Source organism: Reyranella sp. GW821-FHT12G01 (genome assembly GCF_058806575.1).
Genome location: NZ_JBXAPV010000001.1, coordinates 2,137,274 through 2,158,517, shown reverse-complemented (window position 1 = coordinate 2,158,517; position 21,244 = coordinate 2,137,274). Strand labels below are relative to the sequence as shown.

26 protein-coding genes and 1 pseudogene are annotated in these 21,244 nt (G+C 66.7%); 4 read left to right on the top strand and 23 right to left on the bottom strand.

Annotated features, from left to right (window positions below; genetic code table 11):
* Nucleotide 1 precedes the first annotated feature (1 nt).
* The 15 genes from AC1RP5_RS10335 to AC1RP5_RS10265 all read right to left on the bottom strand — a co-directional run bounded on the left by AC1RP5_RS10335 (nt 2) and on the right by AC1RP5_RS10265 (nt 10,671).
* Complete coding sequence (locus tag AC1RP5_RS10335) at nt 2-2,488, bottom strand: ubiquitin-activating E1 FCCH domain-containing protein (protein WP_493110560.1); 2,487 nt, start codon at nt 2,486-2,488, stop codon at nt 2-4.
* Nucleotides 2,488-3,126: a phage connector family protein gene (locus AC1RP5_RS10330; protein WP_493110559.1), complete on the bottom strand. Its 639-nt coding sequence runs from the start codon at nt 3,124-3,126 to the stop codon at nt 2,488-2,490. The genes AC1RP5_RS10335 and AC1RP5_RS10330 overlap by 1 nt, the downstream gene beginning before the upstream one ends.
* On the bottom strand, nt 3,126-3,698 hold the full coding sequence (locus tag AC1RP5_RS10325) for a hypothetical protein (RefSeq protein ID WP_493110558.1): 573 nt from the start codon (nt 3,696-3,698) through the stop codon (nt 3,126-3,128). The genes AC1RP5_RS10330 and AC1RP5_RS10325 overlap by 1 nt, the downstream gene beginning before the upstream one ends.
* A complete protein-coding gene (locus AC1RP5_RS10320; protein ID WP_493110557.1) occupies nt 3,698-4,174 on the bottom strand; it encodes a lysozyme in 477 nt (158 codons plus the stop codon). The genes AC1RP5_RS10325 and AC1RP5_RS10320 overlap by 1 nt, the downstream gene beginning before the upstream one ends.
* Nucleotides 4,171-4,488: a hypothetical protein gene (locus AC1RP5_RS10315; RefSeq protein ID WP_493110556.1), complete on the bottom strand. Its 318-nt coding sequence runs from the start codon at nt 4,486-4,488 to the stop codon at nt 4,171-4,173. The genes AC1RP5_RS10320 and AC1RP5_RS10315 overlap by 4 nt, the downstream gene beginning before the upstream one ends.
* Before the next feature lie 4 nt (nt 4,489-4,492).
* On the bottom strand, nt 4,493-4,726 hold the full coding sequence (locus tag AC1RP5_RS10310; RefSeq protein ID WP_493110555.1) for a hypothetical protein: 234 nt from the start codon (nt 4,724-4,726) through the stop codon (nt 4,493-4,495).
* Complete coding sequence (locus tag AC1RP5_RS10305) at nt 4,726-5,535, bottom strand: hypothetical protein (RefSeq protein WP_493110554.1); 810 nt, start codon at nt 5,533-5,535, stop codon at nt 4,726-4,728. Before AC1RP5_RS10305 ends, AC1RP5_RS10310 begins: the two co-directional genes overlap by 1 nt.
* A 3-nt stretch (nt 5,536-5,538) precedes the next feature.
* Nucleotides 5,539-5,904, bottom strand: a complete 366-nt coding sequence (locus AC1RP5_RS10300) for a hypothetical protein (RefSeq protein ID WP_493110553.1) — start codon at nt 5,902-5,904, stop codon at nt 5,539-5,541.
* 73 nt (nt 5,905-5,977) lie between these two features.
* Nucleotides 5,978-6,238: a hypothetical protein gene (locus AC1RP5_RS10295; protein WP_493110552.1), complete on the bottom strand. Its 261-nt coding sequence runs from the start codon at nt 6,236-6,238 to the stop codon at nt 5,978-5,980.
* Nucleotides 6,239-6,252: 14 nt separating this feature from the next.
* The gene (locus AC1RP5_RS10290) at nt 6,253-6,681 is read right to left on the bottom strand and encodes a Bbp16 family capsid cement protein (protein ID WP_493110551.1); all 429 of its coding nucleotides are present in this window, start codon (nt 6,679-6,681) and stop codon (nt 6,253-6,255) included.
* A gap of 30 nt (nt 6,682-6,711) precedes the next feature.
* Entirely contained in the window at nt 6,712-7,731 is a 1,020-nt protein-coding gene (locus AC1RP5_RS10285; protein WP_493110550.1) for a major capsid protein, read from the bottom strand.
* A gap of 12 nt (nt 7,732-7,743) precedes the next feature.
* Nucleotides 7,744-8,382 (bottom strand): hypothetical protein, encoded by a 639-nt coding sequence (locus AC1RP5_RS10280; protein WP_493110549.1) that lies wholly within the window; start codon nt 8,380-8,382, stop codon nt 7,744-7,746.
* On the bottom strand, nt 8,375-8,731 hold the full coding sequence (locus AC1RP5_RS10275; protein WP_493110548.1) for a hypothetical protein: 357 nt from the start codon (nt 8,729-8,731) through the stop codon (nt 8,375-8,377). The genes AC1RP5_RS10280 and AC1RP5_RS10275 overlap by 8 nt, the downstream gene beginning before the upstream one ends.
* A 2-nt stretch (nt 8,732-8,733) precedes the next feature.
* Nucleotides 8,734-10,407 (bottom strand): portal protein, encoded by a 1,674-nt coding sequence (locus AC1RP5_RS10270; RefSeq protein WP_493110547.1) that lies wholly within the window; start codon nt 10,405-10,407, stop codon nt 8,734-8,736.
* Between the two features lie 3 nt (nt 10,408-10,410).
* Nucleotides 10,411-10,671, bottom strand: a complete 261-nt coding sequence (locus tag AC1RP5_RS10265) for a hypothetical protein (protein ID WP_493110546.1) — start codon at nt 10,669-10,671, stop codon at nt 10,411-10,413.
* Between the two features lie 472 nt (nt 10,672-11,143).
* On the opposite strand from AC1RP5_RS10265, the gene AC1RP5_RS10260 reads away from it, so the two are divergent.
* Entirely contained in the window at nt 11,144-12,424 is a 1,281-nt protein-coding gene (locus AC1RP5_RS10260) for an SGNH/GDSL hydrolase family protein (protein ID WP_493110545.1), read from the top strand.
* Nucleotides 12,425-12,433: 9 nt separating this feature from the next.
* On the opposite strand, the gene AC1RP5_RS10255 is transcribed toward AC1RP5_RS10260, so the two are convergent.
* Nucleotides 12,434-13,957 carry a terminase gene (locus AC1RP5_RS10255; RefSeq protein ID WP_493110544.1) on the bottom strand — a complete coding sequence of 508 codons (1,524 nt, stop codon included), beginning with the start codon at nt 13,955-13,957 and terminating at the stop codon, nt 12,434-12,436.
* Between the two features lie 160 nt (nt 13,958-14,117).
* Here AC1RP5_RS10255 and AC1RP5_RS10250 point away from each other — a divergent pair, with 160 nt between their 5' ends.
* Both AC1RP5_RS10250 and leuC read left to right on the top strand, forming a co-directional pair.
* Nucleotides 14,118-15,020: an energy transducer TonB gene (locus AC1RP5_RS10250; protein ID WP_493110542.1), complete on the top strand. Its 903-nt coding sequence runs from the start codon at nt 14,118-14,120 to the stop codon at nt 15,018-15,020.
* Nucleotides 15,021-15,174: 154 nt separating this feature from the next.
* Nucleotides 15,175-16,587 carry a 3-isopropylmalate dehydratase large subunit gene (leuC, locus tag AC1RP5_RS10245; protein WP_493110541.1) on the top strand — a complete coding sequence of 471 codons (1,413 nt, stop codon included), beginning with the start codon at nt 15,175-15,177 and terminating at the stop codon, nt 16,585-16,587.
* Nucleotides 16,588-16,662: 75 nt separating this feature from the next.
* On the opposite strand, the gene AC1RP5_RS10240 is transcribed toward leuC, so the two are convergent.
* The 6 genes and pseudogenes from AC1RP5_RS10240 to AC1RP5_RS10215 form a co-directional block, all read right to left on the bottom strand.
* Complete coding sequence (locus AC1RP5_RS10240; protein WP_493110540.1) at nt 16,663-17,250, bottom strand: hypothetical protein; 588 nt, start codon at nt 17,248-17,250, stop codon at nt 16,663-16,665.
* A gap of 42 nt (nt 17,251-17,292) precedes the next feature.
* Nucleotides 17,293-17,751: a DUF2147 domain-containing protein gene (locus tag AC1RP5_RS10235; RefSeq protein WP_493110539.1), complete on the bottom strand. Its 459-nt coding sequence runs from the start codon at nt 17,749-17,751 to the stop codon at nt 17,293-17,295.
* 133 nt (nt 17,752-17,884) lie between these two features.
* Nucleotides 17,885-18,178 carry a SemiSWEET family sugar transporter gene (locus tag AC1RP5_RS10230; RefSeq protein WP_493110538.1) on the bottom strand — a complete coding sequence of 98 codons (294 nt, stop codon included), beginning with the start codon at nt 18,176-18,178 and terminating at the stop codon, nt 17,885-17,887.
* A 72-nt stretch (nt 18,179-18,250) separates the two neighbouring features.
* Entirely contained in the window at nt 18,251-18,868 is a 618-nt protein-coding gene (locus AC1RP5_RS10225) for a Crp/Fnr family transcriptional regulator (RefSeq protein ID WP_493110537.1), read from the bottom strand.
* Between the two features lie 419 nt (nt 18,869-19,287).
* Nucleotides 19,288-19,485: pseudogene (locus AC1RP5_RS10220) on the bottom strand (ribbon-helix-helix domain-containing protein); the annotation flags it as partial.
* A gap of 141 nt (nt 19,486-19,626) precedes the next feature.
* Complete coding sequence (locus AC1RP5_RS10215; protein ID WP_493110536.1) at nt 19,627-20,010, bottom strand: hypothetical protein; 384 nt, start codon at nt 20,008-20,010, stop codon at nt 19,627-19,629.
* Nucleotides 20,011-20,224: 214 nt separating this feature from the next.
* Here AC1RP5_RS10215 and AC1RP5_RS10210 point away from each other — a divergent pair, with 214 nt between their 5' ends.
* The gene (locus tag AC1RP5_RS10210) at nt 20,225-20,566 is read left to right on the top strand and encodes a hypothetical protein (RefSeq protein ID WP_493110534.1); all 342 of its coding nucleotides are present in this window, start codon (nt 20,225-20,227) and stop codon (nt 20,564-20,566) included.
* 143 nt (nt 20,567-20,709) lie between these two features.
* Here AC1RP5_RS10210 and AC1RP5_RS10205 read toward each other — a convergent pair whose 3' ends face one another.
* Nucleotides 20,710-21,165 (bottom strand): hypothetical protein, encoded by a 456-nt coding sequence (locus AC1RP5_RS10205; protein ID WP_493110532.1) that lies wholly within the window; start codon nt 21,163-21,165, stop codon nt 20,710-20,712.
* Nucleotides 21,166-21,244 lie beyond the last annotated feature (79 nt).

Sequence of the window (21,244 nt, the reverse complement as noted above, 5' to 3'; positions counted from 1 at the left end):
CTCAGGCTCCGGCTTCGATGCGGGGGATGATGGCGAGCAGCGTCGCCGGCAGCGGATTGGCCTGGCGCACGAACACCCGGCCGGCGGCGTTCCAGTTCGGATCGATCAGCACGCGCTCGTCGCCGGTGGTGAGCTGCGTCGGGAAACCCGGCTGCTCGGACGTGCGTTCCTTGATGTCGACGAGGCGGTCGACGGTCGGCCCGGCGCTGAGGCCGCGCGTATCCTTCACCCGCAGCACGACCTCGCCGATGGTCTTCTGGCGTCCCTGCAGGGTCGGCTGGCCGGCCTCGATGTTCAGGGTTTCGAGGTCGCAGACATACGGGAGACCCGCGAGGATTCGGCCCGCCGCCCGTGCGAGCGTGATGGTGCCGTTGCTCACGATCGCCGCGGGCTGCACCGAACCGTCGGCCAGCACCGACAGCGTGCGGCCCTCGAGGTGCCAGAGCCCGCTCAGGGTCAGCGAGGCCAGCGCCCAGTCAGCCGTGGCCGTGTCCTGCAGGCTGGTGTGCGGCGCGGTGTCGAGGGTGGCCGCAACGCGCGACGTGTTGGTGTAGGCCGTCACCGTGACGATGACCTGGTTCTGGTCGCTGCGCAGGAGATACTTCGCGCCGACCGAGCCCGAGCTGAACGGCGTGTGCCCGCCGGCCAACAAGGTGACGGTGTCGCCCGCCGCCCAGGTCGCGCCCGTCAGGGTCAGGCTGCGGCCGGTGTCGGTGTTCCAGCCGTCGTAGCGCAGGCCACAATCCACACACCAGGACGAGTAGACATCGGGGAAGTAGCGCGACGCCATACGCTCGACATAGCGCCGGGTCCGGCCGCCGACGGTGCGGCGCACCGAGAGGTACAGCACCGTCTCGTCGCTCTCCTGCACCGTGGCCACGCTCTCGACCGCGCCGTCGGTGACATGCCGCGACCAGGCGTAGACGTCGTGCTCCTTCAGGTAGGTGAACGCGAGCAGCACGCCGTCGGCCCGCACGCTCCAGACGATGCCGTGCGGATCGCGCGCATAGGCCCATTCCTCGATACCGTCAGCTTCGAACAGGTGGCCGGCCAGGATCGAGACGTTGCGGCCCGCCCAGCTGTCGGACCCGAAATCGTAGGCGACGTCGCGTACCTTCTTGGTCGAGGCGGTGACGTAGAGCGCGCTGCTCTCGGTGGCGATCGGCGGGATCTCGGCGACGCCCTCATAGCTCTGCGGTTTCACGGCACAGTTCGCCGGCGTCATCACGTCGGCCTGCGCGCCCGCCCACGCCTTCCACACCGCGCCGGAAGTCCAGACCAGCAGCACGTTCAGGCTCAGCAGGAAACGGATCTCGTTCACCTCGCGCGAGGCGATGGTCCGAGTGATGGCGTCGCTGTCCTTCGACGGTGAGCTGGTGTTCATGTTGTTGAAGGCCGCTGACGCCGAGCTGTAGAGCGTCTGCGGCTTCTGGTTCGTGCGGGCGTACCACTGCCGCCCCTCATGATAGGTCGAGCAGCCGGGATACTTGTCGACGGCGTCGAAGGGGTTCTTGTCCTCGGGCGGCGTGTCCGACGTGTCGGGCGCCACCGTCGTGTCGGTGAAGCCGGTGACGCCGTCGGCTGCCCGGCCGATGAAGCCATAGACCCCGTTCTTTCCCTTGTAGATGTTGTACGAGGTCGAGCCCGCCGCATTCGTCCAGGTGAGCTTCGAGGTCTCGGTGGTGGAGCTGGCCAGTGCCGACGCCACGCTCTCCTCGCCGGTGTCGTCGCTCACGGCCGTCACGACGTAGTCGTGGCCAGAGCCCGGCGCATCCGAGGCCAGCGCCGTCGGCGGCTGCTGGGTCGGCGCATAGGTGATCGCATTGAGCGTCCAGGCGGTATGACCCGTGCGCGTCAGGTTGCGCGGGGCGTAGGACGGATGGGTGAGCGTCATGGTGTCGGCGCTCTGCACGTACTTCAGCCGCGCGAGGTCGGCCGCGACGTAGGGCGTGGCGATCGTATAGATCCGCGCGACCGTGCCGCCCGAGGTCCAGGCGCCGAAGGTGCCGGTGTCGATGTCGATCGAGAACGTCGTGCCGCCGAGCACCGTGACCGTGACGCGGCGGTGGTTCAGCTCGAGCATGCCGCCCAAGCCGTCGAACCAGACCGAATCGCCCGTCGAGAGGCCGTGCGGGCCCGCGGTCGTCACGATGCCGGGGTTGGCCTGCGTGACGGCGGTCACTGTCGCCGCCGCCTCCAGGACATAGCCACCGTCCTTCACCACCCGCATCTTCTGGTGCGCGAATTCCAGCACGTAGGTCTGCTGGGTGTTGAAGGCGAACGGGATCAACCGCGACCGCACGGCTGAATCGATCACCTCGCCCACGAAGGCGGTGCCGGCGCGGGTGCTCGCCCCGCCGAACGGATGGATGAACCAGTTGAGGCAGGTCGCGAGTCCGACCTGGTACTTCGCCAGGTCGACGCGGCCATGCAGTGCGGGCGCCAGCTCGCCCGCGGCAAAGCTCGGCAGGATGACGGGCGCGGCCATCAGAACGCCCGCCCGCTATTCAGCCAGGACAGTTCTTCGAGGTCTCGCACCCGCAGCGATTCGGCCATCGGCGTGCTGTGACGGGTCACCTGCTCGTTTGCGCTTTCCGCCATGGCCTTCTCGAGCCGGCCCTGTGCGATGCCCTGCAGGCGCAGCGCCAGGTCGAGCTTCTGGGTGATCGGCAGCGCCACCGCGGCGGCCAGGCAATCGACGAAGGTCAGGATGAAGCCCGGCGTGAAGCGAGCCGAGTCGGTGACCCTTTGCGCAAAGACCACCTGGGCGGCGGTCTCGTTGCAAAGCAGGAGCTGGTTGCTGCCATCCGAGGCGATCTCGAAGGGGACACCCGGGTCGCCATAGGTCCAGCACGAGCTCCCGAAGTCGATGCGCCAGATCTTCAGGCAGTCCGACGGGTAGGCGTAGCTCGACGCCCAGCGCGCCGGCGGCGTGCCCGACGCGGCGAGCGCCTGCGTCACCCTGTTGTAGTTCCAGTCCAGCAGGGCCTGCAGGTCGTCGCGCACGGTCGCGTACCAGAGATTGATCTGGCGGGCTTCGGTGCTGTTCTCGGTGAGGTCGGCGATGGTGGCGCGTGTGCCGAGCCGCGACAGCGCCATGTTGCCGATATCGACGTCGGTTGCCATCAGGCCACCTTCGCCGTCACGGCGGCGCGCAGGGCGACATCCTTGGATGCCGAACCGGCGGAGCTGCCCAGCCAATACGACAGGACCATGCCGTAGCCGGTCGCGGCGGAGCCGCCCAGCAGCAGCAAGGCTTCCTTCATGCCGTCCGGCACGACCTTGGCGAACAGCAGGGCCACGAAGCCCGCAAACACCACGATCGCCAGCACGGAAACCACGGGCGCTCCCCAGGCGATGGCGGAGCGGGCCTTCGCGAGTTCGACCGTCTGGCTGCGCGCGCTCGCCACATCCCCGATCTGCGCCTGCAGCGTCTCGAACTCGCGCCGGCGGAGATCCGCCTCGGCTTCCTTCTCCATCCGCCTGGCATCCGCTTCGGCCTGGATGACGGCCATGCGGAACTGCAGCGCGAGGTTGGGATCGGCGGCGATCGCATGCTCGATGCCGGCAGGATCATCCGTGCCGATGATCTCCTTGGCGATGCCGGTGACTTTCGACACGGCAGCGCCGGTCTTGTCGCCCAGGATCCACGATGCGACGGTCGGCGCGAGGCCGAGCAAAAGAGGCAGGAACGGCATCAGCAGGTCTCCAGTGAAACGAACAGGTCGCGTTCGGCGGCACGGCGCGTGACGAGGCCGGGCAGCGGCCCGTCGGCGCCGCGGTTCCAGCGCTTGAATTGCTCGGCCGCCCCTGCCGCGTCGCCGGCATTGAGCATCCGCAACAGGGTCGAGTTGCCGAACGCTCCGGCGCCGACGTTGAAGACGAAACTCGCGAGCGCATCGAACTGGCCCTGGTTCAGGGCCACGTCGACCAGATGGCGCACCGCGCCTTCGGCCGCCTGCAGGTCCTCGCGCAGCCAGGCCGTGGCCTGTGCTTCGTCGCAGACGTCGCCCCGGCGCACGCCGCGCGTATGGCCGTAGCCGATGGTCCACGGCTCGCCGGTTACGCGGTTGCCGGGATCCGGATAGGCCTCGACCTCCAGCCCCTCGAACCGCTTCACAAGCGCGATGCCGAGGTCGGACGTGACCAGCAGTGAATTGGCGGCGTTGCTCATGGTGTCCTTCCCGGCGTCGCCCACAGGCGCTGCCACAGGCTGTCGATCTTCACGTCCTGGGCGTCGTTGCGGCGATCGATGGTGTCGAGCCTCTGGGCATGTGCGTTGAACCGACTGTCCGACGTGCCTTGCATCGTCATCACCTGGGCCTTCAGATCGCGGACGGCGGTAACCGTATCGTCGAGGCTGACAAGCGTGCGCTGCGACAGCAGCACCAGCAGGCCCATGCCGCCGGCAACCATCCAGCGATAGGCCTGGACGCCCAGGCCGATCCTGGAGATGGGGCCGCTGCCATCCGGAGGAGTGTCGCTCATATGCTCACTCCGGCGGTTCGATCGCGGCAGGGAACGCAGGATCGGCGCTGTCCATCTGCGGGAACTCCAGCAGGAACTCGTACCACTGCGCATGCGCTGGCTGATCGAGGATGCTGACGGGCAGGATGTAGACCGTGCCGTCGCCGCGTTTGATGGGCATGTAGTACGGAAAGGTGGTCGAGATGCTTTCCCGAACGATGTCGGCTGCGCTTTCGGGCATGACAATGAACATGGCCATTAGACATTCGCTCCAATTGAAGTGGCCCACGCCTGAACGGCGCTGCGTCGGGCGGCGACCTGGCTCGACGACAGCTCGGCACCAAGCGCGTAAAAGCCGAGTGACCGACTGGAAAAAGTGTCTGCTACGGCGGCATTCTTGGAGCCGAGCAAAGGGAATGATTGGGCGGAAAGCGTGACGGCGTTGGACACGCCGCCAGATGCCGCCAAATCCAGGGCGTTCGCATAGATCTTGAACGCCGGCCCCGATGCTTGACGGACGAAGTCCCAGCTTCCGCGACTGTCGGTCGCGACAGCGGTGAAGCCCGTACTGTTCAAATCACCACGAGTCTGATTGGACGATGAGCGCGACCGGCCGCGCAGGTAGCGGCTTCCTGTCTCGACTATGCCCAGAAAGAAATTCTCCTGCACGTTGGTGCGCTCATACCAGGAGAGGCACGCAGACTCGCCCGTCATCGCGAGCGCATGCGTTGAAGGAACGAAATTCGTCTCGATGTAACTACTGATTGCGTCGCCGACGTATCCCCGGTCGGGCGTGAAAGTGGGTGAATTGAAAGCCGAAGCGAGCCGGCGCTGCTTCAACGACGTAAGGGCCTGGATCGCGCTTTCACCCCACAATCCCCAGTAGTCGTCCGTCTGCGCCCAGGCGCCCGAGGCTTTCTCGCTGAAGACGAACTGGTCGACGATGACCAGGCGTGCAAGCGAAACCGAACCGCCATTGGACACGACGGCGTCGCGCCACGACAGAACGTCGACGTCGAAAGCGCGACTACCGCCGCCGCGCGCCCTGTTCGGGAAATGGATCGGCATGGGCTACGATCCCACGTAGACGGTGAGCTTCTGCCCGTTCGTCCCGATCTGGGTCATGGCGCTCTGCGCTTCCTTGCCCGTGATCTGCACGGTATCGCCACCGGAGAGCGGGATACCGGCATCGAGCGCGCAGGAGCCGCCGGTGGGGTCGATCGCGGCGTCGGCATTGGCCTTGGTGCTGCTTACGATGACGATGCGCCGAGTGGCGTCTGCGGCGACGAGCTGGGCCGAAGCGCCCGTCATGGTAACGGTCGACCTGGTCAGCGCGGTACCCGTGAGGCCGGTAAGCGCGACCGGGAGCGGCCGTTCTTCGGACACGGGGACGCTGCCGCGCCCGGCCGGCGACTGATAGGCGATGTCTTGCGTCATATGATTCTCCTGCCGAAAGGAGGGCCGGTCCGGTGACCGGCCCCCACATGTTCACGCCATTACGGGGTGGATCTCACTGCACCAGGACCACCTGGTCGCCGGGCTTGGCGGCCTTGACCGGCGCACCGTCGCCGCGGCCCCCGAGCGGATCACCGAAGATCGGCGCCTCTGCGCCGCTGCGACGGCGCGGCGCGTCGACCGGCACCAGGGAGAGGCCCGGCGGGCCCGACCACAGGATGCGTGCGCCGATCGGATGGAGCTGCACGCCGTCGTAGAAGGGATTGTCGACGACGACGTATTCGGAGGACTTCTCGCTCTTGTCGCTCTTGGCCATGTCGATGCCTCCGCTCAGGCGACGGTGAAGCCGGACGCGTAGGCCTTGCTGGCCTGACGGTCGTGGGCGAGGAACGCGGTGAACTTGCCGGCCGTGAGAGGCCCGGTGGCCACCGTGTAGTTCGTGCGCAGGTAACGCTCGGCATCGAGCGGCACCCTCACGCGCAGCACCTCGGTGCCGGCGGTCAGCGACGCCTTGCCGATCGCGCCCGAGCTCGCGAGCACGAAGGTCGAGGAGAAGCCGGCATTGTCGTCGGTCTCCAGGGTGAAGTTGACGGTCGCGGCGCCCGAGGCGGTGACCGTTTCGGTGACGAGGATCACCAGTTCCATCGGCTCGCCGTTGCCCATGTCGCGGGCCGCGCCGAGATCGATGATGTCGGTCGACGCGGCGGTCGTGGTGACCACCTGGTCGGTGCCGAAGGTGTTGAGCTTGTCGTACATCATGGTGTGGGTTCCTTCCTTTCGTGCACGCGCCTAGGACACGGTCGCTTCGGCGAGGGTGATCTGGTCGCACTTGCGGATCGGGATGCCGCCGAAGCTGTCGAACAGGCGGCCATCGCTCTCGTCGAGCGTGCGGCGGATGTTGGTGTTGTTGGTGGTGTTCGAGACCGCGGCGCCGATGTTGCGCTGGATGTCGAGCCACTGCTTGGTCGTGCGGTTCATGTACCAGGCGGGCTTGCACATCTTGATGTTGGGGATCTTGTTCATCGCCCGCATCATCAGCTTGACGAGATCCGCCGGCGTCGCACCCGCGAGATCCGACACGTCGATGTTGCCGATGCGCACGACGTAGCGCCAATCGCGCACCGTCAGGCCCGCATCCCACTTGTAGTGCGTGCGATAGCCCTGGAAGCGGTTGCCGGCGGCATCGAGCAGCGTCTGCTCGCCGAGATCCTTCATCGACAGGCCGGCCTTGCTGCCCTTGGGGAAGATGCCGTGAACCGTGAGGTCGCCCCAGCCGACGAGCCAGATCGACGTATTGTCCGAACCCGCGCCGCCGCCGGAGATGAAGTTGTTGGCGGTCTGCGACGTCGCCGTCGAGGTCGTGTTGTAGCGCGGCGCAAATCCCATAAAGCGCTCGGGATTGGTCGCGGTGTTGCCGTAGAACAGCACGCCGGCGAGCTGCTGCGTCAGGCCTTCCAGGAAAGCGCGGTCCTCGGACAGGCGGTAGGTCGCGGTGTTGCCGTTGAGGTCGGCGAGCGCCTTGTCGATCTCCGAGTAAGTCTCGAGCATGCCGCACGAATCGGTGATCTGCGTGCTCGTGCTCTTGGTCGGCACGATGCCCTCATTGAAGCGGCGCCAGGTGCCGGTCGGCAGCGAGGTCTGGACGCTGGTGCGGTGACCGGTGGGCAGGTTGCCCTCGTTCCACACCATGTCGTCGGTGATCTCGTTCATCTGCGACAGCAGGCCGATCACCTGCGCGATGCTGCCGTTGGGGTCGAGGACCTTGGACCAGTCGGCCAGGGTCGGATTGGTCACGGAAAGCGTTGCCATGGGGCTTGGTTCCTAGTTGTGCTGGGAGTTGGGGTAGAGAGACTTGGGATCCATCGCGCCGCTCCCGCGACCGGCATTGCCGCCCACGAACGAGTCGTCCTTGATGGTGTTGGCCACCTTCACCATCCCGCGGATCAGCCCGGGATGGTTGGTGAAGCCCAGGCTTTCGAGATAGGCGATGGTCTGCCGGTCGAAGACCCGACCGAGCGCGGTGCGGGCATTGCCCAGCGCCTCGGGCGAGAACTCCTTCTCGGAGGTCGTGCGCCATTCCGTCGTCTGCTTGCTCCACGAAGCCGCGGAGTGCTCGTTGACCGCCCGCGCGATCTCCTTGTCGCGGTTGACGGTGTAGTCGATCAGCTTCTGCGCGGTCTCCGGCGCGATCTTCTCGCCCTCGAACAGCTTGATTGCCTCGCCGAACACCGGATCGTCGGCGCGATAGCCCTCGGGCAGCGTCAGGCCGGAATAGTCGGCGGAGAATTCGGCGCCCGCGTCCGCGCCATCTTCCATTTCAGCGCCCGGCTTCGCCTCGACGGCCGCTTCGCCCGTCAAGGCCGGCTGCGTGCGCGCGACCTCGGTGCGCGCGGCATCGAGCCACTCGCCGCTCGCGCCCTGGTCAGCCGTCTGTGTCGTCGTGTCGATTGCGTCAGCCATCGTTCTGCTCCTCTGCGATCAGGGCGGCCAGCTCGGCTTCCATCTCGGTGAGCCGGGCCTCGCTGCTCATTTGCTCGGTCAGGTCCGGCGCGTGCCGTTCCAGTTCGCCCAAAAGCTCGATGCCGATGCTGCGGCGGCCGGCCATGTAGTCCTGGTGGCGCTGGGCCTCGGGGCCGCCGGGCACGTAGCCGTCGCTTCGGATGTCGCAGAGGCCCAGAACCCCATGGACGAAGCGGCGGCCCTGTTCGGTGCCCATCACGGCACAGAGATCGTCGGCGACGCGCTCCTGCGCGAACCTCTCGAGCTGCTCGGCTTGCCGGACCTGCCGGGCATCGTTCGGATCATGCATGGCTAGACTCCCAGGATGGATTGGAGGGCGTTGCGGCCGCCGCCGACCTCGGTCTCGCTCAGGGTCTTGGCGCCCTGCGTGATGGCGGAGGCGGCCTGCATTGCCTGGGCGGCCTGCGCCTGCTTCGCCCGTTCGGCGCGCAGCCTGGCCACGACATCGTCGGCCACGGTGATGGCAGCGGGCGCGCCGAGCTTGTCGGCATAGACGTCGATGCTCTCGTCGGCGTCGAGCTTGTCGAGCACCTCGGGCCGCGCCGCCGCGATGTTGCCGGCGAAGGCCCACAGCCGCTCGACCGAGCCGAGATCGGCCGCCTTCTGCGCCTGCGCCAGGATCGAGATCAGTTCGACGTCGAGCGGATAGCCGTGCAGCTCCTCGGGCGGCTCGCTGAACAGTCGGTGCTCGAACATGATGGTGAAGGTGCGCTGGACCAGCGGCTGCAGCAGGTCGTCGTGCAGGTTCTCCAGCACGGGACCGAGCATCTGCATCTTCTCCTCGCGGCGCGTGCTGATCTCGAGCTGGTTGCGCGGCTGCACGCCCTCCATCTGGTCGAACATCAGGAAGAGGTCCGCGAAGAAGGCCGACTTGATGACGGCCTGGGTGCGCGCGACGAGACGCTCGACCTCGGCGATGGCGCCGGGAGCGGTCTGGTAGAGCGGCCACATCCCCGCTCCCCTCTCCTGAGTGGTGAAGTAGTTGATGGCGCCCGGCAGCACCGACGAGGCCGAGCCGCGCAGGCTGACATGCGCGCCCATCGGTGGATTCACATGCTTGTCGACGGCGTTGTGCTCGCGCTTCTTCAGGATCTGCAGCGACTTCACGTCGGGCAGCGCGTCGTGGCCGGGGCCCTTGGAATAGGCGTCGTTGCCGATCGGCGCCCAGCGCGGCGTCAGCACCGGGAATTCCGAATAGCCGCCGCGATGGATGAACTCGCCCTCGGCCTGGCCGCCGCCCTCGCGCCAGTAGACCGAGCGGAACTTCTTGCCCGCCCAGTCGAGCCGGCCCTGCTCGTAGCCCGTATTGGGCTCGATCATGTGCAGGATCGCGATCTCGCTGTCGGCGTCCCCGCCGCGCGCCTTGTCGGTGATCTCGGCGATGCCGTGATCGGGCCAGCGCTCCTCGATCTGGCGATACGAGTACATGAAGCGCCGCGCCATCGTGTCGACCCGGCCGCGCCAGTCGAGGCCCAGCCAGTATTCGCCAGTCGACAGCGTGTAGAGGCGGATTACGTCCTCGCGGTCGAACTCGACGATCGCGCAGCCGGTGCCGAACTGGCCCAGCTCCTCGTACATCATCGGCAGCGCCGAATAGAGGTTGCCGGAGTTGAACACCATGCGCATGCGCTCGGCGCACTCGTCGAGCCAGACTTTCACGGACGCCAGCGACGCCACCCGGCGATCGGGAATGGTGAGCCGGAACCACGGCCGCGCCGGCGAGGTCACGCCCGACATCAGCCCGGCCACCAGGGTGCGCAGCGCGAACAGCGCGGTGGGATCGAGGATCGCGCCATTGGCCTGCGCACCGCGACCACCCTGGTTGGGCGAGGCGAAGAACTGCCCGCGCCGCGGATTGACGAAGCGCGAGAGCTCGCGCCAACCCGGCTCCCAAGAATGGCGCTGGCGCTTCAGCACCGCGAGGCGGGCGTCGATGTGGCGGCGGAGCGCGGAGTCGCGCGCCATCGCTCAGGCCCCCAGCAAGGTTTTGCTGCCGGCGGCGCCGACAGACGAAGCAGAGGACGTCGTGGAAGCCTGGCCCGTCAGCCCCAGCCCGCCGGTGGCGATGGTGGAGGCATAACCCGCCATGGCGGCGGCGCGCTTCTTCTGCGCTTCACGGGCCTCGCGCACCGACGGATCGGCCATCGACGGCACGGGCGCCGGTGCCGGCGGCAGAGCCGGCGGCGACATCGGAGGATAAGCGGCCTGTCCGCCACCAAAAATTCCCAAGGGCGTTTCTCCTGTGAGAAGCGAGCCCCTGAGTTACTGATGAAGCGGACTTTGAAGATGCAAGCGGGAAAGTTGGTGGTGTGCGATTCTTCGCAATCAACGACCTACCGCTTAGAAGGCGGTTGCTCTGATGCGTAAACTAGTCGCCCGAGCGATCATCTGAGCATCAAGCCACGACGACGCACCGCGCAGACGAATAACCAGGCGAATTGAAAAGACCCGCCGTTCCATTCGGGGAAGAGTAGGAACGGCGGGCCTCCAGACATCGTGTCGGCCGGTCGAAACGGTCGCCCAGGATGCCTCCCAATCGCCTCTGTGGGCGATTGACGGAACCATGACAATGCAGTCGATGTGAGTCCAGCCTTTCCTCCCGACGGCGGATCCTTCGGAAACGCCTAAAAAGGGGAAATATCGACGTACTATGCGCGGCCCGCTTGTCGCCCCGGCCCGGCGGCGTCATTGTCCGCGGCCCATGGAATCCCGGCTCAAGCGCCATCTGGGTCTGTCCCGCCCCTACCTTTTCGAGCGCACGATCGCGGTCGCGATCGCGCTCCTGCTGGCCGGAGCCGGCGGGGCGTTCGTCCTCGCCAACGGGCTGGCGGCCGGCGTCATGGCGGGCAGTCCGCGCGCCTGGTTCTTCTTCTATGTCGGCACGTTGCTGGCGCTCGGCATCGCCTGCGCGCCGTGGCCGAGGGTCACCATGGTCGTCCTGTCGCTGACGGCCATCGAACTGGGCTTCGGCCTTGGCTCCGTGGTGCTGGTGAAGCGCGGCTACGCGGCGAGCGGGCTGTTGCCCGAAGCCGGCACGCCGGATCTCGTGCGGGCCTGGCATCCGCTGCTGCAGGCTGCGAACGTGCCGACGCCGCCCGGCATGCGCACGGTGTACCATATCGATTCGCAAGGGCTGCGCGGCCGCGAGCGCACGCCCGAGGCATTGCGCACCCGTAACGTGGTCGCCCTGTTCGGCGGCTCGACGACCGAGGACATCGCCGTGCCCGACGGCAAGACCTGGGCAGATCAGCTCGAAGTGCTGCTGGGTGCCGACCGATTCGCCGTGCTAAACCACGGCGTGGCCTCCAACACCACGGTTCAGCACCTGATCCGCACGGCCTTCTACCAGGACGCCTACGGCGTCGCGCCGCGCTGCGCCGTCTATCTGGTCGGCGGCGCCGATCTCGTTAATTCCCACTTCGCCCGGCTCGATCCCGGCTACGCGGACTATCACACGCCGATGCTGGTCGATGGGCTGGACGCCCGCTACCCGGATCACCTGCCGGTCGCCGCCTCGCCGACGCTGCGCCTGCTGCGGCGCCTGGGTTCGCTCGCCTTCGACACGATCCGCCCGCTGGGCAATCCCGCCGGCACGATGAGCGCCGAGCCGGATCCCGCGCTGGAGGCCGTCTTCGTGCGAAACGTCAGGAGCATCTCCGCCATCAACCGCGCGCGCGGCGTGCGCACGGTCTGGATCGGCGAGCGGATTCCCGAGGGACCGCTTCCCTCCCACGCCGGACCGATGTGGGCCTCGTACATCCACCGGAAGGATGCGCCCGTGCTGCTGGCGCACCTGCGAAGCGTACTGGCTCGCGAAGCCGCCGCGCTGGGGGACATCTATCTCGACGTGGGCGAGACGTTCGACGCCAGCCATTTCATCGACGACGAGCATTTCTCCGCCAAGGGATCGCTCGCCTTCGCGACGGCCATCGAACCTGCCATTGCGAAAGCCTGCGGCGACGCCGCCGCTCCGACGCGCTGACCGCTCGCTCTACACTCCTTCGTGCGGATCGTAGTCGGATTCGATCTCGACCGCGCCGGCGCTGCCGTGCGCATCGAAGCGCGTCTCCTCCGGCAGATCGGCCACCGGATAGGCGAAGGTGAGCGCGAGCCCGTCGGCATTGTCGGGCGAGGACAGGCCGCGCTTCTTCATGTCCTCTTTCTTCTCGAGCCGGATCGCGTTGTGCAGGTCGAAGCCATATTCGCGGCCGACAAGCTCGGCCTTCAGCTCGGGATCGTCGGGGATCGCGCCCGTCTTCAGCCAGGCGCGCATCGAGGCCCACATCTCGGCCGACTTGTTGGCGGTGAGCGGCATGCCGTCGCCCAGCGTGTAGCGGTCGGCGCGGCCGCCGAAATTGACGCCGACGATCAGCCGGCCCGGCAGCATCTGGCGCACCCGGTCGACCACGCCGGCGCCAATGCCGCCCTCGTCGATGAACACCGCCGCCGCGCGATGCTGGATCGCCTGCTCCGCCACCTTGCCGGCCAGCAGCATGAGATCGCCGACCCGGAGCTTGATCGCAGGAACGGTGCGCGCGTCGCGGCCGCGGCGGAACCAGATGGCGCTCTGGTCGTCGCCGCCGCGCGCGCAATCGACGCCCATCACCAGCGGCTGGCGCAGATGACTCTCGGCCGGGCGTCGACACGCCTCCTCCACCGTCTCGCCGTCGATGAACTGCATGGCGCCACCTCTCGGGAATTCGCCCTTCACGCGCACGCGGAAGAAGTCGCTGTCGTCGCCATAGTCGGCGGCCCAGCGCGCGATCTCGTCCTTGTCGGTCAGCGAGACCTTGCGGCCGTCGACCTGGTGGCGCGCCCAGCGATGACGGAAGCGGCCGAAGCATTCGCGGAAGCGGCCGGTGTTGCGCGTCGGATTGCCGGTGGCGAGCCACAGGATCTCGGTGTCGCGGTCGGTCAGCGCGCCCTCGATCGTCTCCCACACCGGATCGGGAATGGCCGAGGCCTCGTCGAAGGCGACGAACAGGCGGCGGCCCTGGTTGTGCAGGCCGGCGAAGGCCTCGGTGGTGCGCAGGCTCCATGGCACGGCATCGATGCGCCAGGTGCGCTCGTGCTCGGGCTCGACGCTGTGGATGGCGGTCGCCGAGATCTCGAACCAGTCGGCACAGGCGGCGAGCCGCAGCCATTTGGTGAGTTCGGGCCAGGTCTTGGTCTTGAGCTGCGTGGCGGTGTTGGCCGTCACGATGCCGCGCGTGTCGCGGAAGGTGGCCAGCGCCCAGACGATGATCCACGCCACCAGCGCCGACTTCCCCACGCCATGACCCGAGGCCACGGCAATGCGGATCGCATCGGACGCCCCTGCAAGCGACCGTCCGATCTCCGCCAGCACCTTCCGCTGCCACGCCTCGGGTCCAAGGTCGCACTCCAGCGGCGTGCCCGCCTCTCCCCACGGAAACGCGAACAGCACGAAGCCCAGCGGATCGTGCGTAAAGCTCCCGACCTCGAGGCCGAGAGGGTCCAGCGGGGGCGCGGGAGAAGAATCCGGATCGTCGGCCACGGTACCGGTTCCTGATGAACCGGACTCAGGAGGTGCAAGGGGAAAGAAGACTGGCCGTGTGCGACTACGTCCGGCGGAGGAGGACGGGACAAGTGAAATACAACCTAGGCGTCGTGGTTTCCCCCCTCTAGGATCGGCGGAAGTGTCTGGGGGAGTGCACGTGGCGCGTGAGTTTATGGACCGAGTTGCCTGGCTGTCGAAGTGGCCTCGGGGCCTGCCACTCCTCTTGGCCATCGCAGCAGGCATCGCCCCCTCCGGGCCGGCGGCGGCACAGGCTTTCCGCGAATCGATCGTACAGGTCGGACCATGGAAGATCGCCGCTTATGCGTCGCCACCCTCGCGCGCTTTCCACTACTGCGCGATGCACCGCCTGCAGAGCGACGGCTCCTCGGTCTATGTCGGGCTGACGGCCGGCGGCGTCCAGCTTTTCGGCGCGTCTTTGCCGCGCTGGGATCTGATCGTAAAGCAGACCTACCCGATGTCGCTGTCGATTGGTGGCCAGCCATTCACCTTCAGCACAACCGCCCGGTCGGACAATATCCTGAACCTCGAAGGGTCGTCGGAATTCTTCGCGGCCCTGCAATCGGGACAGCAACTCAGCATTGCCGCAAACCAGCGTCACTTCACGGCCGATCTCGGCGGCATCGACGCGGCAACGGCGCGCCTCAAGACATGCGTCAAGGAATTCACCGGCCGCACCCTGGCGGCGCCGACATCCGCTACCACGCGACCCGAACAGGCGCCTCCGCCGTCGCCGCCGGCTTCCTCGGACGGCCCCATCAAAACCGTGGGACTCCAGACGCTCGTGGTCCGGGTGAATGCGCGGCCGGTTTACCCCGAGGCGTCGCGAGCCGCCGGTGAAGAGGGTTTGATCCTGTCGAAAGTGAAGTTCAATGACCGGGGCGTGCCGGAGATGATCATCGTCGAACGATCCTCCGGCTATCGCAGGCTCGATACCTCGGCGACCGATGCGCTCAAGGAGATGCGCATCGAGCCGTTCATCGACAACGGCAAGCCGACGCCCGCCTGGGTCGTCGTACCGATCCGCTTTCAGCTCCAGTAACGAGGCGGTATCCTCGGCATCGCCACGAAAAAAGCCCGACATTTCTGCCGGGCCACTCGATGCCCCGAAGATCGAGTGTCTGTTCGGATGAATCGGACTCTGGATTTGCAAGCCGAAAGCCTATTCGTCAGGCTACGCTCCGGTGAGAACGAACATGACCGAGCCGGGGCCCCGCACCCTCTACGACAAGATCTGGGACGCCCATGTCGTCGAGCGGCTGGGTGGTGCCACGTGCGTGCTCTATGTCGACCGGCACCTGGTCGACGAGGTGCACAGCCCACAGGCCTTTGACGGCTTGCGCCGGGCCGGGCGTCCGGTGCGCCGGCCGGCGGCGACGCTCGCGGTCGTCGATCACAACGTCCCGACCGAGGACCGGCGCGGCGGTATCGCCGAGCCCAGGTCGCGGGCGCAGGTCGCCGCACTCGAGGTGAATGTCGCATCGTTCGGCGTGCCCTATATCCCGCTGCTCGACGAGCGCCAGGGCATCGTCCACGTGATCGGTCCCGAACTCGGCTTCTCGCTGCCCGGTCAGACGATCGTGAGCGGCGACTCGCACGCCTCGACGCACGGCGCGCTGGGTGCGCTTGCCTTCGGCGTCGGTGCATCGGAGGTCGAGCAGGTGCTGGCGACGCAGACGCTGGTGCAGGAGAAGGCCCGCAACATGAAGGTCGAGGTAACCGGCGGCCTGCCCTTCGGCACCTCGGCCAAGGATCTGGCGCTCGCGATCGTCGAACAGCTCGGCGCCTCGGGCGGCAACGGCCACACGATCGAGTTCTGCGGCGACACGATCGCCGGGCTCGGCATGGCGGGCCGCATGACGGTGAGCAACATGGCGGTCGAGGCCGGCGCGCGGACCGGGCTGATCGCACCCGACGAGACGACCTTCGCCTATGTGCGCGGCCGCGAGCGGGCGCCGCAGGGCGATGCGCTCGATCGCGCCATCGCCTGGTGGCGCACGCTGACGTCCGATCCCGGCGCATCCTGGGACAAAATGACGACGATCGATGCGTTGCGGATCGCGCCCATGGTGACATGGGGCACCAACCCCGAGGCGGTCGTACCGATCACCGGCGCGGCGCCCGATCCCGACGACGAGCCCGATCCGCAGCGCCGGCTCCAGCACCGCCGCATGCTCGATTACATGGCGCTGGCGCCGGGGCAGAAGCTCGCGGGTCTCGCGGTCGATGTCGTGTTCATCGGCTCCTGCACCAACGGCCGCCTGGAAGACATGCGCGCCGCCGCCGCCGTGCTGCGCGGCCGCAAGGTGGCGCCGGGCGTGCGCGCGCTGGTCGTGCCGGGCTCAGGCCTCGTCAAACGACAAGCGGAGGAAGAAGGTCTCGATCGCCTGTTCATCGAGGCGGGATTCGAATGGCGCGAGCCGGGCTGCTCGATGTGCCTGGCCATGAATCAGGACCGGTTGCTGCCGGGGCAACGCGCGGCCAGCACGTCGAACCGCAACTTCGAGGGCCGCCAGGGACCGGAAGGACGCACCCACCTCGTTTCGCCCGCCATGGCCGCCGCCGCGGCGATCACAGGCGCCTTGGTCGACGTGCGCGAATTGGGTTGACCAACCCAGCGTGTCGCCAACGCAAAGAGGCCCGGCAATGCCGGGCCTCTTCTCGTATTCGTCAGCCGATCAAACTCAGCCCGGCCAGTTCGCGCGCATGCGATCGACCTCGGCCTGGCTCGGGCGATACGGCGCGGCCTTCGGGTCGAAGGTCGTCCAGCCCTCCTTGCGGTATTCGCCGCCACGCACGACCGGGTCGATCGGGCGGTAGGTGGCGAGGATCGCCTCGACGCGGGCGGCATCGGCGTCGGCGACGCGCGCCGTCACCAAGGTGCCGCCGCGACGCACGGATTCAGAGTAGACCTCGGCGTGCTCCTTGTCGGTGCCGGCATCGACCATGGCGCCGACAATACCGCCGGCGGCCGCTCCGCCCGCGGCCACCGCCGCGGTCGAAGCGAGCCATCCGGCCGCCACGACCGGGCCGAGACCCGGGATCGCCAGCATGCCGATGCCAGCCAGAAGGCCCGCGCCCGCACCGACAGCGCCGCCGATACCGGCGCCGGCCGCAGCCTTGTTCACGTCATCGACGTCGGCGTATTCGGCGCTGACATACTTGTTGGCGACGATGCTGACGTCGCGGCTCGGCACGCCCGCCTTCTCGACGGCGTCGACGGCGGCACGGGCCTGGGCGTAGCTGTCATAAGCTCGGCTTACGGTTTTCATGTTGCTGTTCCTTCGATGTGATTGCTGGAGAAAGAGCCGGGCTTACTGGTTCGCCGTGACGACGTTGCCCTTGTAGTCGACGGCCACCTGCACGGCCTTGCCCGACTGCTGCGCCGAGCCACGCCAGATGCCGTCGCCGTCCTTGGTGAGGCCGGTCACGCCGTCCATGCCCTGGGCGATGATGCGATCCTTGGCCTGGCCCTCGGTGAACGAGTTGGAGCCCTTCAGCGGCGCGCCGGCATCGGCCTGCTTCACCTTGTAGGCGTCGGCCTTGCACGCGGTCATGAACTCGGCCTGCGTGATCGTGCCTTCGGTGGCGACCGTCGTGCCGGCAATGCGCATGAACGACAGGTAGCGGATGGCTTCGCCGCCCGAGACCTTGCCGTCGGTGTTGGCGTCAGCCTTCTTCCACATGTCGGTGCACTCGGCGTCGGTGGCGGCGAAGGCCGGAGCGCCGGCGATCATCGCGGCGAAGGCGGTGATGGCGAAAATCTTCTTCATGGACGTATTCCTCTTTCTCGATTCGATCGTGACTGATCAATTCAGCCGTGCGCCATCAACGCGCTTTGGCGCGATGGTTGCTTCGACGTTTTTATTGAGCGCAAGCGTTCGCGCGCGAACGTAGTACGTGCCCTCAATCGCCGGCGGACGGTTCGCGATCGCGCAAACGAAACCACAGGATGCCAAGGACAAGCAGTAGCGACACGCCATTGGCCGCGACGATCACGAGATCCTTCTTCAGCACGCCATAGGCGATCCAGAGCGCGACGCCGCTCGACAGGGCCAGCAGCATCTTGAGAGAGATGTCGCCGGCCGAGCCGGTGTCCCAACACTTCTTGAGCTGCGGCACGTTGCACGCCGTCGTGAGGATCGCCGCGAGCGTGCCGACCAGCGTTTCCATGTCCATGTCGCTGGTACGCGTGCTCACCGATCAGGGATCACGACAAGACGCACCGGAAATGCCGGCGCGTGCCTGACGCTCCGGAGTGTTCGACCAGGATTACTGCGCGGCCTGCAGGCCGCGACTCGCGCAGCCCTGCCGGGCGAGGCCTTCGGTGTCTACGATGGTGATCCAGCGGCGGCCGAGCTGGAGGAAGCGGCGGTCGGCCAGATAGGCCAGGCCCTCGGTGACGGCGGTGCGGCGCGCGCCGAGCAGGCCGGCCAGCGTCTCGTGCGTCACGCTGAAGCTCGTCTTGCCGGTCACCGCGACGGTGCGGCTGAGCCAACGGGCGAGGTTCGCGATCTGCAACGACTTCGCGCGAAGGTCGGCGTGGCGTGTCGCCTCGCGCAGCGCCGAGCGGCACTGCGCAAGCATCGCCTCATGCAGGATCGACTGTTCGGCCGCGAGCTGGCGCAGCGCGCTCGTCTGGATCGACCATGCCTCGCCCTCGATGGTGACGATGGTGTCGAGCGGCAACGCGTCGGGTCCCAGCATGAGGTCGGGCACGCTCATCCCGCCGGCGCCCAAGCTCAGGATCTCGACGCCGCTCTGGGGCGATACGAAGCTCAGGAGAAGGCTGATCGGGAAGAAGACCAGGGCCGGATCGCCGCCGCCAACGGTGCGCACCTTATGGCCTGCACCGACCCGCGTGCGGCGCGCATAAGCGGCGAGAAGCATCCAGACTTGCGGATCAATACCGGGCGGCGCCGGTTGCGGCGGCAAGTTCGACGGCCCGCTCATCACTCCCCTTCTCCCGATACCCCGGAAATAAACGCCAGGACCAAAGGTTGGTTGCTCTAAATCGCGCTCAGAGTGCGATATCCGCGATCACAGGCTGGTGATCTGGAGGATCACGCAGGTCCCTGTCTGTACGACTCCCGACAAAGGCGGAAGCCGACGAAACATAAATCCGGTGGAGTTGGAACGGAGGTGTAAGAACCGAAATTTCACGGTGCCGACGTACCCCAACCCGTGGGCAGGCAGCGTTCCGTCTGCAATTGTCAGTCGGTCGAGTCAGGGTCGACGCGGCGGTGCCCCGAGAACTCATGGCCGCCGTGGAGTGCGGTGGCGTCCGATGTGCCGTCGCGTTGCTTCACCAACTCGCGCAGCACGTGCAGGCGCAACGCACTCGACAGATTAACTCCGTCGGCAGTGCGTCCATGGTCGATCTCCGCCACCAGGGCGTTCAACGACATGCGACGGCTACGCGAAAGAATGATGAGCTCACTCCAGAAAGCATCTTCCAGAGAGATACTGGTGCGGTGACCGTCGATTGTGACCGATCTCTTGCGCATTGCTTGCAATGTAGATTCGACGGCATGCACTCTCAAGTGCTGCGTTGCATTTCGTCAGCATGATCGCGCAAAAGTATTAAAGCCCGTTGCAGAATGTCCCAAATCGGACAGTCAGCACGCCTGAATTTGCAGCCGAAAGCGTCAGCCGTTGCGAACGAGTTTCAGCAGGGCGCGATATTCGGTGACAGTCGGCATGTCGGACGGCGCCTTGCGTCCTTTCATGCGCACGTGAGCGGCGAGAAGAAGCTCCAGCCGGCGCATCGCATCCGCGGCATCGTCGAGCCTGTCGGCGCCGATGTGCACGAGCAGCTCGGCAAGCCGTTCGCCTTCCTCGACATCGAGGGCGCGCCCGCGCCGTTCCATTTCGTCGAGAAAATGCTCGGCGCGACTGATCAGGTTGGCCAGCGTGTCAGGCAGCATGAACACCGCGCTTGCATGCCGGTGTGCAAAAACGACCAAAGAAACGCCCGCTCGAATACGGCGGGCGTTTCTCGCAAGCAACGCGGATTTCCGACAGGCGCTCAATACCGGACTTCGACACGTCGCTCGCTCTTCTCACTTTCGTCTCTCCCGGTGAAAACGCAGTGTCGATAAGAGAAGTTTCGCACGCTTCCGAAAGATAAATGGCGTCGGTGTCAGGGAACCGGCGACGAATTGGTGTCCGGTTGCGGACAGACCCGGCCGCGGCCCTTTCATGTCCCGCAATTAATGTAGAGTGCAAGTCGACAGGAAAGACGTGATGGCACTCGAGCTTTTGACCCAAGTGGAACTGCTCGAAGCGGCCTGTCATGCCGCGTTGAAGGACGGCGAAAATCCCGCAACACGCGAAGCGCTCGTGATCGCCCTCGCCGCCTACGCGATCAAGCCGGACAACCGCCCGCAGATCAACCGACCGTATATCAGAGGCCTCACCAACCTGGTCCGCGCCCATGCCGACCAGCTTGCCCATACGCTCAAGACAGCTCGTGACGACGCAATCGGGCGACGCACCACGCGGCTCGCACTCGAACAGGTCTGCCACAGCCTCGCCGACTTGCGTCAGGCGCTCATCGAAGTGACCCGCGAACCAGGCACCAAGTGATCGCCCAAGAAAATGCCTGCTCCACGGCGGGCAGAGCGGGCACAGGCGGCAACCTTGGGGGAGGAAGGCGACGGGGATAATGTCGCAGGCTGCGAGAGGCCAACGGCGATCGTTGGCTTAAGTTGCAACCCCCAGGTCTCCGGTCAGATGCGGCCCCAGTGATAGCGGTCCTCTGCCTCGCGCTCCTTCGCAGCGCGGGCACGACGACCGGCGCCGCGCGAATCGGGCGGACCGGCAATGGCGAGCAGGGCATCGTGTTGCGCTTCGTCGAGCAGGAAGCGGCGACGGCCGCGCCATAGCGAAGCTTCCACATCGTCGCCACCCACCACCGCGCACAGTCGGGCGAAGTCGGCGGGCTCGGTCACGGCGCAATGGATCAGCAGCGCGCCCTCATCGCGCAAGGGCTGGACCGCAAAGTTGCCAGCAAGCTTGGATTGGGTGCAGGTGCGCACCATGAGGTTGGCGGCGAAGCGCAACCGCGCCGTGTCGAAAGGATCGTCGGGACGCGGGCCGCCGCCGAAATCGGCCGCGATCTCTGCGACGATCAGGAATGCGGAGCCGGGCTTGTTGCCGAGATCGGTCCAGGCGATGCGCGCCATGTCCCCTCCTTATCTGAGCCGGTGACCGCTTTTCGCGGATCTAGAGCGCACGGCCTTGTTGTTCGTCAGCTTCTTCCGC

What these genes read in the sequence shown, in the direction of transcription:
- AC1RP5_RS10335 (WP_493110560.1), bottom strand. Translation starts at nt 2,488, where the DNA reads ATGGCCGCGCCCGTCATCCTGCCGAGCTTTGCCGCGGGCGAGCTGGCG.
- AC1RP5_RS10330 (WP_493110559.1), bottom strand. Translation starts at nt 3,126, where the DNA reads ATGGCAACCGACGTCGATATCGGCAACATGGCGCTGTCGCGGCTCGGC.
- AC1RP5_RS10325 (WP_493110558.1), bottom strand. Translation starts at nt 3,698, where the DNA reads ATGCCGTTCCTGCCTCTTTTGCTCGGCCTCGCGCCGACCGTCGCATCG.
- AC1RP5_RS10320 (WP_493110557.1), bottom strand. Translation starts at nt 4,174, where the DNA reads ATGAGCAACGCCGCCAATTCACTGCTGGTCACGTCCGACCTCGGCATC.
- AC1RP5_RS10315 (WP_493110556.1), bottom strand. Translation starts at nt 4,488, where the DNA reads ATGAGCGACACTCCTCCGGATGGCAGCGGCCCCATCTCCAGGATCGGC.
- AC1RP5_RS10310 (WP_493110555.1), bottom strand. Translation starts at nt 4,726, where the DNA reads ATGGCCATGTTCATTGTCATGCCCGAAAGCGCAGCCGACATCGTTCGG.
- AC1RP5_RS10305 (WP_493110554.1), bottom strand. Translation starts at nt 5,535, where the DNA reads ATGCCGATCCATTTCCCGAACAGGGCGCGCGGCGGCGGTAGTCGCGCT.
- AC1RP5_RS10300 (WP_493110553.1), bottom strand. Translation starts at nt 5,904, where the DNA reads ATGACGCAAGACATCGCCTATCAGTCGCCGGCCGGGCGCGGCAGCGTC.
- AC1RP5_RS10295 (WP_493110552.1), bottom strand. Translation starts at nt 6,238, where the DNA reads ATGGCCAAGAGCGACAAGAGCGAGAAGTCCTCCGAATACGTCGTCGTC.
- AC1RP5_RS10290 (WP_493110551.1), bottom strand. Translation starts at nt 6,681, where the DNA reads ATGATGTACGACAAGCTCAACACCTTCGGCACCGACCAGGTGGTCACC.
- AC1RP5_RS10285 (WP_493110550.1), bottom strand. Translation starts at nt 7,731, where the DNA reads ATGGCAACGCTTTCCGTGACCAATCCGACCCTGGCCGACTGGTCCAAG.
- AC1RP5_RS10280 (WP_493110549.1), bottom strand. Translation starts at nt 8,382, where the DNA reads ATGGCTGACGCAATCGACACGACGACACAGACGGCTGACCAGGGCGCG.
- AC1RP5_RS10275 (WP_493110548.1), bottom strand. Translation starts at nt 8,731, where the DNA reads ATGCATGATCCGAACGATGCCCGGCAGGTCCGGCAAGCCGAGCAGCTC.
- AC1RP5_RS10270 (WP_493110547.1), bottom strand. Translation starts at nt 10,407, where the DNA reads ATGGCGCGCGACTCCGCGCTCCGCCGCCACATCGACGCCCGCCTCGCG.
- AC1RP5_RS10260 (WP_493110545.1), top strand. Translation starts at nt 11,144, where the DNA reads ATGGAATCCCGGCTCAAGCGCCATCTGGGTCTGTCCCGCCCCTACCTT.
- leuC (WP_493110541.1), top strand. Translation starts at nt 15,175, where the DNA reads ATGACCGAGCCGGGGCCCCGCACCCTCTACGACAAGATCTGGGACGCC.
- AC1RP5_RS10240 (WP_493110540.1), bottom strand. Translation starts at nt 17,250, where the DNA reads ATGAAAACCGTAAGCCGAGCTTATGACAGCTACGCCCAGGCCCGTGCC.
- AC1RP5_RS10235 (WP_493110539.1), bottom strand. Translation starts at nt 17,751, where the DNA reads ATGAAGAAGATTTTCGCCATCACCGCCTTCGCCGCGATGATCGCCGGC.
- AC1RP5_RS10225 (WP_493110537.1), bottom strand. Translation starts at nt 18,868, where the DNA reads ATGCTTCTCGCCGCTTATGCGCGCCGCACGCGGGTCGGTGCAGGCCAT.
- AC1RP5_RS10210 (WP_493110534.1), top strand. Translation starts at nt 20,225, where the DNA reads ATGGCACTCGAGCTTTTGACCCAAGTGGAACTGCTCGAAGCGGCCTGT.
- AC1RP5_RS10205 (WP_493110532.1), bottom strand. Translation starts at nt 21,165, where the DNA reads ATGGCGCGCATCGCCTGGACCGATCTCGGCAACAAGCCCGGCTCCGCA.